Genomic DNA, 15,835 nt, shown 5'->3' with positions numbered 1-15,835 from the left:
AGATTATTCTTTCACAGGAATTTGCGCTTATTCCGCGAACGTGCAGGCGGTGCCGTACGCTGCGTTGTAGGCCGCAAGCTGAGACTGACGCGTCGCTTCGCCGCCCATGCTCAGGTATTCCTTGACGTAGGCATCCCAATCGGTTTCGATGTCCTTCTCGCCCATGATGAAGGCCAGCATATTCGTCTTGAAGAAGGTCTTCAGCTCGGCGTTGTTCTCGATGTACTCGTCCGTAAGGAACATGCAGAAGACGTCCTCGCGCGCGGGTTCCACGTAACGCATGTCGGAGCCTGCGGTGTGCAGCTTGCTCGCCGGCGTATCGACCAGGGCGTTGGCCTGCGCCTGCCAGTCCTCGTGGAAGAGCATCTTGTAGACCTCCATGTCCGTAATTTCGTACTTGCCGGACTTGGACTTGTTGTCGTTCACGCCCCAGTACCAGGTGGTGGTGTTGGTCGCCTCGTCCCAATCGAAGAACTCGTTCTCGACGCCGTACTGGCACACGCGGTAGCCGTAGCCGCCCGCTTGGAAGTTGAGCAGCTTCACCGCCGCTTCCACTTCTTCGGGCGTGCACAGGTAGCTGATGCCGACCACGGAGGTAAAGGGCGCCGAGTAGAGGTTTCCGCTCTTGCCGTCCGCGCCGACAGGGGGCAGAACCGCCTGCACGTTTGCATCGGGCTGCAGGGCGCCAAAGTCAAACCGCGAATAAGCGTTGCCGCCGTGGCTCCACCACGCGGACCAGATGCCCATTTCGCCGCGGCCCCACTTTGCCTGGGCCTGCTCATAGGTACAGGTAAACATTTCCGGGTCGATCAGACCTTCAGCGTAGATGTCCCGCAGGTAGCGCAGCGCCGCCCGGTACTCTTCGCTGATGGCGTTGGTGGTGATGGTGCCGTCGTCGTTCAGGAAGTAGTCCTCCTCGCTCGACGCGCCGAAAGCGCCCATGAGGAAGGAGAGATAGTCCGCGCCCGCGCCGCTCAGGCCGTAGGTGTCGTCCTTGCCGTTTCCGTCGGGATCCTGCGTCTTAAAGGCGCGCATCACTTCGGTGAACTCGTCCAGCGTCTTGGGGGATTCGAGGCCCAGCTTGGTAAGCCAGTCCTGACGCAGGAAGGTCACGTGGCTGGAGGGCACGTCCAGCATGCTCGGCACGCCCAGCACCTGGTCGTCCATCGTCATGTAGACCCAGTTGTCGCCCACGTAGCTCATGAGATCCGCGTTCGCGTCGGTCAGGTAAGCGCTCAGGTCAGCCCACGCGCCTTCCTTGGCGTATTCCATCCATACGTTGTAGTCGCACCAGATGACGTCCGGCATGTCGCCGCTGGAGATGTACAGCGCCAGCTGCTGCACGAAGTTGCTGCTGTCGCCCTGAATCAGGTTCACGTCCACGCCGAGCGTGTCCTTGATGTACTGGTGCGTGAGCTCCGTCGCGTCGTTCATGGGGCGTGAGGTGGCGTAGAACACGTCCAGCTTCACTGGTTCTCCTTCAGCCACGCCGAACGCCGGCAGCGCCGACAGCAGCAGCATGAGAACCATCACGAGAGATAGAGATTTTTTCACGATGATACCTCCTTTTATTCACATAGCGCCCGCTATGCAAGGTCCCGATACGTCAGCCCTTGAGAGATCCGACCATGACGCCCTTCACGAAGTACTTCTGCACGAAGGGATACACGCACAGGATGGGCACGACCGTCACCACGATCATGGCGTCCTTCAGGGTTTCGGATGCCAGGGTCTGCGCGGAGTCGTCGTACATCATGGTGTTGAACTGCGCCGTCTGCAGCGCCTGGCGCAGTACGGTCTGCATGGGCCAGAGGGTGTTGTCCCGAATGTAGATCAAACTCTTGAAGTAATCATTCCAATAGCCCACGGCGTAAAAGAGCGCGATGGTAGCGATCGCCGCGCCGGAAAGCGGCAGCAGGATGTGGAGCAGATACCCCACCAGCGTCTCTCCCTCGATAGATGCCGCCTCGTACAGGCTGTCTGGCACGCTCTGAAAGAAATTTCGCATCAGCACCAGGTTATAGGTGCTCACAGCACTGGGAAGGATCAGCGCCCAAAGCGTATCGAGCAGCTCCAGCTCGCTCACCACCAGATAGGTGGGCACCAGTCCGCCGCTGAACAGCATGGTGAAGACGAAGAAAAACGTGATTGCTGTGCGCCCGGGCAGCTTTTTGATCGTGAGGACGTACGCGCCCAGAATGGTCAGCACCATGCTGATCGCGGTGCCTGCGAGGGTGATGCATATCGTGTTGCGGTAAGCGGTGGGAATAAGGCTGTTGCGGAATACCTGCTGATAGGCGTCCAGGTTCAGCCCATCCGGCCAGAGCACGAAGCCGTTTTTGATCAGATGGCCTACGCTGGAAACGGAGCCAACCAGAACGTACCAGAACGGATACAGCGTGCAGACGAGCACCAGCAGCATCAGCAGCACGTTGACGCTCTCAAACGCGTAATCCACGGGCTTCTTCTTGATCTTCATTACCAGATTCCCTCCCCGTCGGTCAGCTTGCGGCAAACCGCATTGGTGACCAGAACCAGCGCAAGGCCGATCACGGACTTGAGCATGCCGGACGCCGTCGCAAGGCTGAAGTTGTTGGAGGAACCCAGGCCGACACGGTAAATGAAGTAATCGATGGTTTCGCCCACCTCCAGCGTCAGGTCGTTGATCAGGATAAAGATCTGGTCAAAGCTGACGGTCAGGATGTTGCCTACGGCTAAAATGAGCTGGATGGAAATGATGCTGCGGATGCCGGGCAGCGTCACGTGCCAGATGCGGGCGAAACGCCCCGCGCCGTCGATCAGCGCCGCCTCGTACAACTGCTCGTCCACGGAGGAGATGGCGGCCATGTAGATGATGGCGGACCAGCCGATGGATTTCCACACGTGCGAGGCGACCACGATCGTGCGGAAGTACTTGCTCAATCCCAGGTAGTTCTGCGGCTGGCCGCCCAGCGCCCTCACCACCGCGCTGATCGCGCCGGTGCTGGGCGAAAGCAGCATGTAGACCATGCCGCCCGCGACGGACCAGGAGATGAAGTGCGGCAGGTAGCTGACCGTTTGAACGAGCTTTTTAAAGCGCATATAGCGCATTTCATTGAGCAGAATCGCAAAGACGATCGGAATCGGGAAGCCGACCAGCAAATTCAGCCCGCTGATGATGAGCGTATTCTTGATCGAGCGAACGAAAGCGGCGGAGGAAAACAGCTTTTCAAAGTTCTGCCAGCCGACCCAGGGGCTGTCGGCGATGCCGCGGATCACGCTGTACTTCTTGAAGGCGATCACCAGCCCGCCCATCGGCGCGTAGCAGAAGATCAGATACCAGATAACAACCGGAAGCAGCAGCAGGTAAGCGGGCCAGTACTGCTTCAATCTTTGACGGATGGGTTTTCTAGACTTCAATCTGCATGCCGTCATAAGAAAGCGTCACCCCTTCCGCTCCGGCGATGGATTCGTACCAGTCGTGCGGCGGGCACCAGTGAGGCGACATGTGCGTCAGCACGAAACGGCCGTCCGCCGCATAGCAGCCGTTATCCTGAAAGAAATGCAGCATGCGCACGTTGTTGACGAGGCACATATGGCCGCCGTACTGTTCGGTCAACCCCGTGGTTCCCTCCATGACGATGAGGTTGAAGACGTATTTTTTAAGCAGCGCCTCCATGTCCGGATCGTAGCTGCCCGTATCGAGCGCGTAGAGCATCGTGCGCCCATCCTTCTCGATGATGTAGCTGTGCGAGAAACCGCGCTCCACGTGGTTTCCGCGCACGGGCGTCACGCGGTATGCGCCCGCCTGAAAGGTTACCCCTTCCTCGATCCGCTCAAAGCGCATCCGCGCGCCTTCCAGCTGTTCACGCTGCGACGAGAGCAGCTTTTCGGTAAACGCTCCGCCGTACACCGTGAGTTCGGGGATAGGGGTAAAACGCGGACCGCCCCTGCGCATCTGCTCCGCATACGGAAGCCCCAGGTTCCCCTCGTCCGTCCGCCTCCAGGTCAGGTGCTGCGGGTAGAGGTGATCCTCGTGCGGATGGGTAATCAGCAGCGAGGTGACGTGGCAGAGGTTCACGCCAAAGCGCGCGGCATTGTCGAAGCATCCGGGGCCGATATCGATCAGCAGGCTCTCGTCGAGCACCGCGCAGCTGTTTGTACGGACGTTCTTTCCTCCGTGCTTGCGCGCGTAATCGCAGTGCGGACATTCACACCAGAGTCCGGGATATCCTTCTCCAGCGCCTGTCCCTAAAAATGTAAGTTTCATGGGCGTTCCTCCTTATCCTGACGTTATTTTATCATAGCGACCGGCGTGAAAACAGTCTTCGCGTTTGTCATACTGTATCATTATTTGTCTATTTTTAAGGCAATCATTACAATTAAGCAAAAAGTCATGCACAAATACGAAATCCGTCTTTGCACAAAGGCGTATTTGGGCAAAGGCTCATCCCGGCCGTCTCGTTTATTCTAACATGCCAGCCTTAAGAAAACATCTTTCATGTGTAAAATTCCCTTTAAATCCTCGTGGTCCTTACAAAGACATACATTTTTTGTCACATCCAGTCAAAACGGCGGCGCCCGGGGGTTTCCCAGGCGCCGCCGTCCGTATTTTTATATTCTTCCCCGCTTCGCACGTCTTCTGCGCCGCCCGGCGTATACCCCGGCGTAAACGGCCCAGACCAGCGCCGCGCAGGCACTCATGAGCGCGCCCAGCGCCAGCCCGCGTACCCGGTAGGTAAATTCGATCACGTGCTCTCCCGCGCGAAGGGTGACGCCCATGAAGGCGAGGTTCACGCTGAGCACGTCCACAGGTTTTCCGTCGACCGTCGCACTCCACCCCTTGTCAAACGGCACCGTGAAGCAAAGGATGCCGTCGCGCTTCGCGTCGATGTGCGCCGTAAAGCCTGCGGGCGTCCCCTCAAAGCTGTCGCAGGCGTTCTCCCGCAGCTCCGCCGCAGCTTCCTGCCAGGTACGTTCCGGCTGCTCAAGGAGGCGTTTCGGAGTCATGCCTGAAACGCCTCCGACCTGAGATCCGCGCAGCACAACGGCCTTCAGCATCACCTCCGCGGTCGTTTCCGGCGTGAGTGCCTGGTCGAATACGTCGGTAAACGTATCGTACACGAAGCCCATGGGCACGTAGTTCTGGTTTTCGTAGACGTTCACGTCCCCTTCCCTGCGCAGAAACGTGAAGCCCTCGGGCGCGCCCGGTTCGTTTTCCTCGTCGAAGTTATAATAGTATTGGACCGAAAGGAAGCTGCGCAGCGCACCGCTCCCGTCCTGCGGGCGTACGGTCGTCGATTCGTCGAACCCGAAGCCCGCCTGATAGACGAAATCACGCAGATAGCCGCTCCGCAGGCTGTGAAAGGAAGTGAGCGACGGCTCATTCACGATCATGCTGTAATTGCGTGCAAGACCGCTGTGATCGATGCGGTAGGAATAGGCCGTTCCCTCCCGGCGGGGATGGTCATCCAGCAGCTCCGCCTTGGCGATCCGCTCCATGCTGACCGTTCCGTCGTTCGCGGTATCTCCGCCGGAAAGCACGTAGCGGTCGTTGACCGCGATGAACGCCGCGTAGTTGACCACGAGGATCGCGCACAGCGCCAGCATAAACGCCCGGCCTTCCCGCAGCCTCCCGCCGAACACCCACAGCGCTCCATAGTTCAGCGCTGTCAGCGCAAGCGCCATCACGCGGAAGATGCAGGGAGCATACGCCGCGTGGTACTGCTGGCGATACAGAAAAATTGCGACCTGTACGAGCACGCCGTTGTCGCTGTCGTACCAGTCGGCCAGCAGCCAGTGCGGAATCAGGCACGGCAGCGTCAGCAGCGCCGCCAGCGCGAGCGACGCGGCGGCGGCCGGGCGAAGATAACGATCCCGCGCGTCGGGACGCGCCAGCACGTAAGCGGAGGCGAGCGCCAGCATCAGTTCCAGCGCATACCACCAGCGCGTGTATTCCACGTTTGATCCGAGGGTAAACAACCCGTTGAGCGCCGGCACAAACGAGACGATCAGGCAAAGGACGATCAGCGTCTTGAGCCAGCTCCATCCCCGGCGCAGGAAGTAAAGCAGGACCAGCACGCAGCCCGCCATGGGCAGGTAAGCCGCTACGCTCGACCAGTTCGCCGCGTCTCCGTAAAAGGCGTTGAGCGTGTTGCTCTCGATGGGCATGAGAAATACGCGCAGCCTTTCCAGCAGGTCGGAAAGGCCGTACATGCTGAAAATTTTCATCTGCACGCCGTTTGCGCGCGTGAAGCTGAGCAGCGCCCATGCTGACGGAATCAGCAGCACGGAAGCCATCAGGCAGCCCAGCGCACACTCAAACAGGACGCTCAGGCTCTTTCTGAACCGCCTTTTTACGCGCCAGTCCGCAGAAAAGAAGCGGCACGCAAAGTATAACCCTGTGAAGATCGCCGTGCCCGCCATGAAGTAGTAGTTGCACAGCGCATTGAGCCCGCAGGCGAGCGCCAGCGCACCGTGGCGCCGTTCCTTTGAGTAGGCGTTTTCCAGCCCCAACAGGATCAGCGGGAAAAAGGCGATGACCTCCGTAAAATGATAAAATTGCGTATTGATGACCGTAAAAGAAGAAAAAGTATAGAGCAGGGAACCGATAAGGGCGGCGCGCTCCTCCTTCACCATCTTTTTCAGGTACAGGTAACTCGTCAGTCCGCATACCGCGTGCTTGAGCACCGCCATCACGCTGATGCCGTAGGGCACCGCCGCCTCCGGCAAGAGAATGAGCGGCCAGACGAACGGACTGCCCAGCGTATAAAAGGAGTAGGAACCGATGAAGTTCGCGCCGAGGAACGTGTTCCAGCTCCAATAGGGCGTGCCGGAGAGCAGCACGCGCCTCGTTTCCAGGATGAACGGGATCTGCTGCTCCAGGTAATCGCCGCGGGTCACGAACCTGCCGCCGTAGGGCAAGATCGCGGGCAGGAGCGATAAAAAAGCGCAGAGCGCCGACAGCGCAAACGCGCAGAACGCACCGTTCGCTCTCGTATCCTTCATAAGAGGGCTTTTTTGCATGCGCAGCCTTCCTTCGTATGTTCTATCGCAAAGAATCCTCGTCCATTGTAGTGTTTTACGGGGAAATTGTCAACGGAAGGCCTTTACAACCCACCTCGTTTAGGGGTATCCTATTCGTGCTGGTATTTTATCCCCGCAGGAAAGCTCCGGGGCGAAGTCACCCAAAAAGGCGGCCGGCGAGCCGCCCGTTTTCAGGAGGAATCTGATTATGCGCACACAGGACGGAAGCTCGATCTGGGTTCTTTACGCGCTGCTCTCCGCGTTTTTCGCGGCGGCCACGTCCATCCTCGCCAAGCTCGGCATCGAGGGGATCAATTCCAACCTCGCGACGGCCATCCGCACGGTGGTCGTGCTCGTCATGGCCTGGGGCATCGTCTTCGTGACGGGCGTTCAGCACGGCATCGCCGACATCAGCGCCCGTTCCTGGGTCTTCCTGATCCTCTCCGGCCTCGCGACCGGCCTGTCCTGGCTGTTTTATTACAAGGCGCTGCAGCTCGGGGAGGCTTCCAAGGTCGTCCCCATCGATAAATTCAGCGTCGTCATCTCCATGGTGCTCGCCTTCCTCATTCTAAAGGAAGCTGTCACCGTCAAAACCGTGATCGGCGGTCTGCTGATTACGGCGGGCACGTTTGTGCTCATCCTGTAATCACGGCGCGGCGGCGGCCGTCTCCTCGGGCGCGGGCGTAGCATGCTTCGCTTTGGCCGAGCGGACGGTCACCTTTTTCTGTTCCGCGTCCGTCTCGATTTCCGCCTCCATCGCCTCTTCAAAGAAATCGGCCGGAGCGTAGACGACGTCGCCCTCGAACTGCAGCACGCGGTCCACGGGCACGATCATCTTGTCCCGCGCAAAGCTGATGTCCGATACGGTATTGTCCTTGAGCAGATAGGACACGCCGACCTCCTGCGACTTGTCCTCCCCCACGGAAAACGTGTGCACGCGCCGGCGCTGGGCGTCCTCCTCCAGCTCCGAGACGGACGCCTTGTAGCCTAAAGCTTCCGCCGTCTGCACGAGCGGCAGGAACGTCTCGTCCGATTCGATCATGGCCTTGCCCTTGAGCGCCGTGCCGTCCACCGTAACGCTGAGATTCGCACGCGGCTCCTGCGTAGGCGCGGGCGTCTTTTCCCCAGTCGGCAGCACCACGGCCTGCTGCGTCGCCTGGGTGCTCGCGGCGGCAGCCGGCTGCTCCGTGGGCGGCGCGGTCGTCTCCGGCTCGCCCGCCGCGCATCCTCCGAGCCAGAGGGCCAGCGCCGCGCAGGCTGCCAAAACGCATGCGTTCTTTTTTCCTTTCATCGTCCCATCCTCTTTCCTTGCCGCACCCCATCGGCGGGCGCGCTTGCTTTCGCCGGACGATACACCCTATGCGGACAGGCCGAAAAATAGAAAAACCACCGGAATCTTTCACGTGAAAAATTCCGGCGGTTACGCTTACATTTCCCGGCGCCCCTCGATGGCCTTGGAGAGCGTCACCTCGTCTGTGTACTCCAGATCGCCGCCGACAGGCAACCCATGGGCGATGCGCGTCACGCGAATCCCCATAGGTTTGAGCAGCCGCGCGATGTACGCGGCGGTCGCCTCTCCCTCGATATCCGGATTGGTCGCCAGGATGACCTCCTGAACGTCCTCGCGCCCCACGCGCTCCAGCAGCTCGCGGATGCGAATGTCCTCCGGCCCGATGCCCTCCATCGGGGAAATCGTGCCGTGCAGCACGTGGTAGCCGCCGCGATAATCCCGCATGCGTTCCATCGCCGCCACGTCGCGCGGGTCGCGCACGACGCAAAGGATGCCGTTATGCCGCGCCTCGTCTGCGCAGATGTCGCAGGGATCCGACGCCGTATAGTTGCCGCAGATGGAGCAGTATTTGACGGCCTTGCGCCCCTGCCAGATGGCGGCGGCGAGCTCGTGCACCTGATCCTCCGGCAAGCCTACGATGTAATAAGCCAGGCGCTGGGCGCTCTTCTGGCCGATGCCGGGAAGGCGCGACAGCTGGCTCACCATGCGGGCGATCGGTTCAATCTGCCCCGCCATATCAGAACATGCCGCCCAGTCCGGACGCTCCGCCCACCTTGGCCATTTCCTTTTCGCGGGTGTCTTCGCCCGCGCGCAGCGCTTCGTTGACCGCCGCCATGACCATGTCCTGCAGCATCTCCACGTCGTCCGGGTCCACGGCCTCCGGCTTGATCGTCAGTTCCAGCAGCTCGCGCTTGCCGTTTATCTTTACCTGAACCATGCCGCCGCCCGCGCTCGCCTCGTACTCGCGCGCGTCCAGTTCCTCCTGCAGCTGCATCATCTGCTGCTGCATTTTCTGCGCCTGCCGCATGAGCTGCTGCATATTGCCACCGGGAATTCCGGGAAATCCGCCCTTCGCCATTGGAAATATCCTCCTTTTGTTCATAGCATACGTTTCATTATACACCATCCGCCGCTAAAAAAAAAGACTCATATTTTCCTACACAAGCGCGTATACTGGTGGAGACATTTCCTGTCCAATGAAGATAAAAGGAGGATTCTCAAAATGGCGAAATACGTCTGCGCGGTCTGCGGTTACGAGTACGACGAGGAAGCGGGAGATCCGGACAACGGCATCGCCCCCGGCACGAAGTGGGAGGACGTTCCCGAGGACTTCACCTGCCCTCTCTGCGGCGTAGGCAAGGATCAGTTCGAGGAAGCCTGATCTTAACCCAATACGAAATCAGCAAGGTGCTGTTGCAGATTGTCAAAGTCTGCAGCAGCACCTTGTTTGCTATTCAGAAGTATCGCTCCGTCTAAGGCTTCACCGCCCCTCACGCTTTGAGACAGAGGATCTTTTCCGGATCGATGGAGACATGCTCAGGCAGTCCCGCCCTTGAAAATCCCGCCCAGACAGAACGGTCGATTTCCCAGCGGAAGGGTTTACCCTGCGTCCTCAGCATCACCGCTACGGAAAACGGCGCTTCGCTGATCCTCGCATCCGCTGTGGCAAGCACGTTCACGCCGTCAGCCTCCGCCGGGTACAGGTCGTGCGCGCGCACGCCCACGGCGCAGGTTCCCTCCGGCACGCGCTGCGCGCAGGTCAGGGTCATCCCCCACTGCGCGGCGTACAGCGTATGTTCGCCCGTCTTCTTCGCGGGCGAAACGTTCTTGCAGCCCGTCAGCACGGCAGCCGCCTGCGTCCCCGGGTTTTCAAAGAGTTCCTTCTTGCCCGCGAGGGCCACGATATGGCCCCTGTCCACCACCGCAATGCGCTGGCACAGGCGGTAGGCCTCATCCCGATTGTGCGAGACGTAAAGCGGCACGCCGTGATAGCGCGACAGGATGTCGAGCATCTGCGGTTCGAGCTGCCAGCGCAGGTAGCTGTCGAGCGCCGAAAACGGCTCGTCCAGCATCAGCACGTCCGGCATGTACGCCAGCACGCGCGCAAGCGCGACACGCTGCTGCTGTCCGCCGGAAAGCTCGCGCGGATAGCGCCCGCGAAGCTCCTCGAGCTGAAAGACGTGCAGCTGTTCCTCTACGATGCGTCCCTTTCTCGCCTTCTCCATATGCCCCAGGCCCGCGGCGACGTTTTCCTCCACCGTCATGTGCGAAAAGAGCGCATAATGCTGAAACAGGTATCCGACGTTGCGCTTTTGCGGCGGCAGGCTTATGCGGCGGCTTGAGTCAAAAAGCGTCTTTCCGTTCAGCGTGATGACGCCCTCGTCCGGCCGCTCGATACCTGCGATGCAGCGCAAAGTCATGCTCTTGCCGCTGCCGGAAGCCCCCAGCAGCGCCAGGCAGTTTTCGTCCGCATCGAAGCAAACGCCCAGTTCAAAGCCAGGCAGGCGGCGTGTGATGTCCACATGCAGTTTGCTCATGCCCTGCCGCCCCCCTTGCCGCCCGTCAGCGCGTTCATCACCATGATGACCGCAAAGGAGAGCGCCATGATTACCCCCATCCACAGCAGCGCAAGCTCATTTTTGCCGCCCTGCACCGCAAAGTAGATGGCGATGGGAATCGTCTGCGTCCGTCCGGCGATATTGCCTGCCAGCATCAGCGTCGCCCCAAACTCGCCCAGCGCGCGCGCAAAGGAGAGCACCGCGCCCGCCGCCACGCCCGGCCAGGCCTGCGGCATGGCCACGCGCCAGAAGACCTTCGCCTCCGGCATGCCGAGGGTGCGCGCGGCATTCACGACGTCTGGATCCACCTGTTCAAACGCGCCGCGCGCGGTGCGGTACATCAGCGGGAACGTCACCACCACCGCCGCGATGACCGTCGCCGACCAGGAAAAGACCACCTGGGTGCCGATGGCCGCAAGAAAGCGCCCAAAGGCGCTGTTCTTTCCAAAGATGAGCAGCAGCACCAGGCCTACGACCGTCGGGGGCAGCACCATGGGCAGCGTAAATACGCTGTCCATGATGCCGTTCACCCGTCTGGACGCCCCGCACAGCCACCACGCCGCCCATACCCCCAACAAAAAGGTAATGAGCGTCGAGAGCACCGCCGTCTTGCAGGAGATGAGCAGCGGGCTCCAATCCACACTGCCAAAATCAAACGTCGAAAAGTCGAACTTCATGGATTATTCGGCCTTCTCCGCTGCGCGGGAAAAGCCGTACCTTTCAAGCACCTTGAGCCCGTCCTCGCCGGAAACGTAGTCGAGGAACGCCTGCGCCGCCTCCGGCGCCTTCGTATCCTTCACCAGGCAGGCCGGATAGACGATCTTCTCGCAGCTTCCCTCCGGCGCTTCAGCCACGACGGTGACGCCCGGCTCGATCATCGCGTCGGTCGCGTAAACCACGCCCGCATCCGCATTGCCCGTGGCCACATAGGTCAGCACTTCGCGCACGTTGCCCGCAAGCACCAGCTTGCCCGTCTCGGCGCTCAGGCTCTCCCACAGGCCGAGGCTCTCCAGGATCGCCTTGGCATAGCTGCCAGCCGGCACGACCTCGGGATCGCCCACCGCGATGACAGGCGCCTTAGCGATATTCTCAAACGAATCGGGCTCTGTCTTGTCCGCAGGCACGACGAGCACGACCTTGTTTTCCAGCAGGTCGATGCGCGTTCCCTCCAGCACCATGCCCTCTTCTTCCAGGGTATTCATCTGCTTTTGCGCGGCGGAGATAAATACGTCTGCGGGCGCGCCCTGCTCGATCTGAGTCAGCAGCTTTCCTGAGGAATCGTAGCTGGCGGTCACCTTCACGCCGGGCGCGACGGCCTTGTAGTTTTCGATGATTTCGTCCATCGCGTCGGTGAGGCTCGCCGCAGCGAGCACCACGATTTCCGTCTCCGCGAGGGAGGTAAACGGAAGCGCAAACAGACAGAGCGCCAGGCAGAGAGTCAGAATCTTCTTCATAGGGGGTTCTCCTTTTCAAAATATTTATTGAAGAGGAGGCCGGCGCGCACGGCCAAAGCACAGCCTTCGCTGCGCGCACCCTTCTCCTTTTCAAACGCGGAAGGCGGCGCCGTTTCCAGCGCAGCCCTGTGGAGCGCTTCGCGCGCTCCTCGGCGGCAGGACATAGCTTTCACCTTAGCCACAGCCGCTCGGAGAAACAGGTTTCTATATTCGATTTGGAATTTTCAAAATTGCATTACGCGTTCGGCACCTGTGCGCATTCGCCCGCGTCGCCCTTCAGGATAGCGATACCGTGATCCAGCGAGCTCAGGATAAACGAAAGGTTTTCCCGAACCGCCTTAGGGCTTCCCGGCAGGTTCACGATCAGCGTGCGCTTGCGAATGCCGCTGACCCCGCGCGAGAGCATCCCGCGCGGCGTAATCGAAAGGCTCTGCATGCGCATGGCCTCGGCGATGCCGGGCGCGTTGCGCTCGATGGCGTCCATCGTCGCCTCCGGCGCGTTGTCGCGCACGGAAAAGCCCGTGCCGCCCGTCGTCACGACGAGGTCCGCCGCACCGGTATCGGCGATGCGAACGAGCTCACGCGTCAGCCCCTCCCGGTCGTCGCTGAGCAACAGCTGCTCGGCGATTTCATAGCCGCCCTCGGTCAATAGCTCGCGGATAACCTGCCCGCTCACGTCCTCGCGCTCGCCGCGCGCGCCCTTGTCGGACAGGGTGATAATCGCAGCTTTATACATCTGCATCCCTCCATGGCGGCCTGGCCGCCCTCTCTCGTTCGCCGCCGCTTTCAGGTAAATATGCCCATACGCAGCGCTCTTTAATCCTTCGCCCATCCGTTCAGCCGCCGATTTCGTTCATCCGGCGCACCTCGCGGTCTGAGATATCCTCTAAAAAGCCATGGCGGCGCGGTTTCTTTTCTATGGCTTCCTGCAGCGCGGATCGGAGCGCCTCATCCTCCACGCCGTTCCGCAGCAATGCGCGCACGTCCATGCCGGCCTTATGGTTGAGGCAAAGCTTAAGGTAACCGTCCGCCGTCAGCCGCACGCGGTTGCAGGACTCGCAAAACTCGTGACTCATCGCGCTGATGAACCCGATGCTGCCCCGAAAGCCCGCAGGCTTCGCATAGCGCGCCGGACCGAACCCATGGCGCTCGGGGTCGTCCCGAAGCGCCCCCAGCTCGCAGTTCAGCAGCGCGTACACCTCGTCCGGCGGAATGGGTACGAGGTCCGCCCCGCACCCGACGGGCATGAGCTCGATAAAGCGCACGTCGATCGGCCGGTCCTTCGCAAGGCGCGCCAGGTCGACCAGGCCCGCATCGTTCAGGCCGCGAACGGGTACGGCGTTGACCTTGACCCGAATCCCGCTGGCGAGCGCCTCGTCGATTACCCGCAGCACGGGCGAAAGCTCGCCCCTGCGCGTGATGCGCCGGTACGCCTCCGGGTCCAGCGTGTCCAGGCTGATGTTGAGCGCCGTAAGGCCCGCCTTTCGCGCTTCCTCCACCCTGCCATCGAGCAGCAGGCCGTTGGTCGTCATCGAAATTTCTTCGATGCCCTCGATGTCGCGGATGAGACGCATCAGCTCCAGACAGCCCTTTCTCGCCATGGGCTCCCCGCCCGTCAGCCGCACGTAGCGCACGCCCAGCCGGGCGAGCGCGCGCGTCACGCGGACGATCTCTTCAAACGTGAGCACGTCCGCATGCGGGAAGGGTTCGATGCCGCCCGCCGGCATGCAGTATACACAGCGCAGGTTGCATCGATCGGTAATGGATATGCGCACGTAGTCGATCGTGCGCCCGCATGCGTCAATCATCGCCTTCACCTGCAAATTCCGGGTCGTTTACGAACGTCCCGCTCTTTCCGCCCGTCTTCTTCGCCAGGTGAATGCCGGTAATCTCCATGCGCTTGTCGATCGCCTTGCACATGTCGTAAATGGTGAGCAGCGCTACCGAAACGCCGGTCAGCGCCTCCATCTCTACGCCCGTCTTCCCCACCAGCGAGGCCGTGCAAACCGCCTCTACGGCGCACTCGTCTTCGAGCACGCGGAAGTCCACCGCGCACTTGCCCAGCATCAGCGGATGGCACATGGGAATCAGCTCGCTCGCACGCTTCGTGCCCATAATGCCGGCAACCCGCGCTACGCCCAGCACGTCGCCCTTGGAGGCCGTCCCTTCCAAAATCGCCGTAAGCGTCGCCCGGCTCATGCGGATGCGCCCTTTCGCCACGGCAGTGCGGGCGGTCTCCTTCTTTTCCGTCACGTCGACCATGACCGCCTGCCCCTTGGCGTCAAAATGCGTTAACTTTTCGATCATATCGAGCCTTCCTATCGGTCATAGCAGCAAAATCTCCACGTCGTCCCCGTCGGAGAGCGCGCCGCTGCCCGCCGGGATGTCGATCAGGCAGTTGCAGCCGATCATCGTGAAAAGAGAGCCGCTGGAATGGTTTTCCCCTGTCAGGCGCACGCGCTCTCCGTCGAAGAACGCGCGAATCAGCCTTCTGCCCGGGCTCTTCTTCGGAAACCCGCCCGAAAGCTTCGCGTGGACGCGCGGGTTTACCACGCCCCTGTCGCCCGCCAGGCAGGCAATCACAGGCTTCGCGAACAGCTCGAAACAGCACAGCGCGGCAAACGGATTGCCGGAAAGGCAGATCACGAGCTTGTCCCCGTACAGCGCGCAAAGCAGCGGGCTGCCGGGCTTGAGCGCCACCTTCCAAAAGAGCCGCTTTGCGCCCATCAGCGGAAGCACCTGATGGAAGATATCCTTTTTGCCCACCGACACGCCGCCGGTGGTCAGGAGAATATCCGCGTCCTTCGCTGCCTGACACAGCGCACCCGCCACATGTTCCGGCTCGTCGCGCTCGCTTTCAAGCGCCCGCACCTCGACCCCCATCTCCGCAAGGCGCGCGCAGAGCGCCGCGTGGTTGGAGTCGTAAATTTTCCCCCGCGTCAAGGGGCTGCCCGGCTGCACCAGCTCGTCGCCCGTGCACAGGAGCGCCGCGCGCACGCGGCCGTAGACGGACACGCGCGTCACGCCCAGGCTCGCCAGCACGCCGATGTGCGCGCTGGTCAGCCGCTCGCCCGCGCGGACGATCAGGCTGCCCGCCTGCACGTCCTCTCCGCAGAAGCAGATGTTCTGCCGATGCGAAAGCTCCGCGTAAATCTGCACTTGCTCCATGCCCTCGTCGGTGTCCTCCTGGCGGATTACGCAGTCGCATCCGTCGGGAATCTGCGCGCCCGTCATCACGCGTACCGCTTCACCTGCGCCAGGGAAGAATACCTCCCCGCTGCCCGCGCAGACCTCCCCGACCACGCGCAGCGTGCGGGGGTTTTCGCGCGAAGCTCCTGCGATGTCCGCGCTTCTTTGCGCGTAGCCGTCCAGAGGCGAACGGTCGAAGGGCGGCACGTTCATGGGCGAGAGAATATCCTTTGCCGCAACGCGGCCAAGGGCGTCGAGGAGCGTCACTTCCTCTACGCGTCCGATCGGTTTCGTATGGGATAAGAGGAGCGACAGCGCGCTTTCCAGTGTTTCCATCG

The 15,835-nt window shown here is 61.1% G+C and carries 17 protein-coding genes and 1 riboswitch; of the genes, 2 read left to right on the top strand and 15 right to left on the bottom strand.

Translation table 11 applies throughout. The features are described from left to right. Nucleotides 1-27 precede the first annotated feature (27 nt). From C1725_RS07895 to C1725_RS07875, 5 genes are all read right to left on the bottom strand, one after another. A complete protein-coding gene (locus tag C1725_RS07895; protein ID WP_146009186.1) occupies nt 28-1,554 on the bottom strand; it encodes an extracellular solute-binding protein in 1,527 nt (508 codons plus the stop codon). Nucleotides 1,555-1,606: 52 nt separating this feature from the next. After that, nucleotides 1,607-2,479 (bottom strand): ABC transporter permease subunit, encoded by an 873-nt coding sequence (locus C1725_RS07890; RefSeq protein ID WP_102411083.1) that lies wholly within the window; start codon nt 2,477-2,479, stop codon nt 1,607-1,609. Continuing rightward, nucleotides 2,479-3,414 carry an ABC transporter permease subunit gene (locus C1725_RS07885; protein ID WP_102411082.1) on the bottom strand — a complete coding sequence of 312 codons (936 nt, stop codon included), beginning with the start codon at nt 3,412-3,414 and terminating at the stop codon, nt 2,479-2,481. Before C1725_RS07885 ends, C1725_RS07890 begins: the two co-directional genes overlap by 1 nt. Continuing rightward, entirely contained in the window at nt 3,389-4,249 is an 861-nt protein-coding gene (locus C1725_RS07880) for an MBL fold metallo-hydrolase (protein WP_102411081.1), read from the bottom strand. The genes C1725_RS07885 and C1725_RS07880 overlap by 26 nt, the downstream gene beginning before the upstream one ends. Nucleotides 4,250-4,593: 344 nt before the next feature. Next, nucleotides 4,594-6,987 carry a YfhO family protein gene (locus C1725_RS07875; RefSeq protein ID WP_346026459.1) on the bottom strand — a complete coding sequence of 798 codons (2,394 nt, stop codon included), beginning with the start codon at nt 6,985-6,987 and terminating at the stop codon, nt 4,594-4,596. A gap of 250 nt (nt 6,988-7,237) precedes the next feature. Here C1725_RS07875 and C1725_RS07870 point away from each other — a divergent pair, with 250 nt between their 5' ends. Next, complete coding sequence (locus C1725_RS07870; protein WP_102413283.1) at nt 7,238-7,651, top strand: EamA family transporter; 414 nt, start codon at nt 7,238-7,240, stop codon at nt 7,649-7,651. Here the strand turns inward: C1725_RS07870 and C1725_RS07865 are convergent, their stop codons facing one another. The 3 genes from C1725_RS07865 to C1725_RS07855 form a co-directional block, all read right to left on the bottom strand. Next, nucleotides 7,652-8,296, bottom strand: coding sequence for a stalk domain-containing protein (locus C1725_RS07865; protein ID WP_102411079.1), 645 nt, complete (start codon nt 8,294-8,296; stop codon nt 7,652-7,654). A 135-nt stretch (nt 8,297-8,431) separates the two neighbouring features. Beyond that, nucleotides 8,432-9,031 carry a recombination mediator RecR gene (gene recR / locus C1725_RS07860; protein ID WP_102411078.1) on the bottom strand — a complete coding sequence of 200 codons (600 nt, stop codon included), beginning with the start codon at nt 9,029-9,031 and terminating at the stop codon, nt 8,432-8,434. 1 nt (nt 9,032) lies between these two features. Then, entirely contained in the window at nt 9,033-9,374 is a 342-nt protein-coding gene (locus C1725_RS07855) for a YbaB/EbfC family nucleoid-associated protein (protein ID WP_102411077.1), read from the bottom strand. Nucleotides 9,375-9,518: 144 nt separating this feature from the next. Between C1725_RS07855 and rd the strand changes: the two genes are divergently transcribed. Continuing rightward, nucleotides 9,519-9,677, top strand: coding sequence for a rubredoxin (gene rd / locus C1725_RS07850; RefSeq protein ID WP_102411076.1), 159 nt, complete (start codon nt 9,519-9,521; stop codon nt 9,675-9,677). Between the two features lie 109 nt (nt 9,678-9,786). Here the strand turns inward: rd and C1725_RS07845 are convergent, their stop codons facing one another. The 7 genes from C1725_RS07845 to C1725_RS07815 all read right to left on the bottom strand — a co-directional run bounded on the left by C1725_RS07845 (nt 9,787) and on the right by C1725_RS07815 (nt 15,833). Then, the gene (locus tag C1725_RS07845) at nt 9,787-10,833 is read right to left on the bottom strand and encodes an ATP-binding cassette domain-containing protein (protein ID WP_102411075.1); all 1,047 of its coding nucleotides are present in this window, start codon (nt 10,831-10,833) and stop codon (nt 9,787-9,789) included. Then, nucleotides 10,830-11,531, bottom strand: a complete 702-nt coding sequence (gene modB, locus C1725_RS07840; protein ID WP_102411074.1) for a molybdate ABC transporter permease subunit — start codon at nt 11,529-11,531, stop codon at nt 10,830-10,832. Before modB ends, C1725_RS07845 begins: the two co-directional genes overlap by 4 nt. A 3-nt stretch (nt 11,532-11,534) precedes the next feature. Then, nucleotides 11,535-12,308 (bottom strand): molybdate ABC transporter substrate-binding protein, encoded by a 774-nt coding sequence (gene modA, locus C1725_RS07835; RefSeq protein ID WP_102411073.1) that lies wholly within the window; start codon nt 12,306-12,308, stop codon nt 11,535-11,537. 67 nt (nt 12,309-12,375) lie between these two features. After that, nucleotides 12,376-12,514, bottom strand: a riboswitch (molybdenum cofactor riboswitch). A 29-nt stretch (nt 12,515-12,543) separates the two neighbouring features. Next, on the bottom strand, nt 12,544-13,044 hold the full coding sequence (locus tag C1725_RS07830; protein WP_102411072.1) for a molybdenum cofactor synthesis domain-containing protein: 501 nt from the start codon (nt 13,042-13,044) through the stop codon (nt 12,544-12,546). A 100-nt stretch (nt 13,045-13,144) separates the two neighbouring features. Next, a complete protein-coding gene (gene moaA / locus C1725_RS07825) occupies nt 13,145-14,116 on the bottom strand; it encodes a GTP 3',8-cyclase MoaA (RefSeq protein WP_102411071.1) in 972 nt (323 codons plus the stop codon). Beyond that, entirely contained in the window at nt 14,109-14,615 is a 507-nt protein-coding gene (gene moaC / locus C1725_RS07820; RefSeq protein ID WP_102411070.1) for a cyclic pyranopterin monophosphate synthase MoaC, read from the bottom strand. Before moaC ends, moaA begins: the two co-directional genes overlap by 8 nt. 18 nt (nt 14,616-14,633) lie before the next feature. After that, nucleotides 14,634-15,833: a molybdopterin-binding protein gene (locus C1725_RS07815; RefSeq protein ID WP_102411069.1), complete on the bottom strand. Its 1,200-nt coding sequence runs from the start codon at nt 15,831-15,833 to the stop codon at nt 14,634-14,636. Between the last annotated feature and the right edge of the window lie 2 nt (nt 15,834-15,835).

The organism is Beduinella massiliensis (assembly GCF_900199405.1).
Classification (GTDB): Bacteria; Bacillota; Clostridia; order Christensenellales; family Aristaeellaceae; genus Beduinella; species Beduinella massiliensis.
Note: the sequence above shows the minus strand (reverse complement) of the source record. Positions and strands in the feature narration are given on the sequence as shown.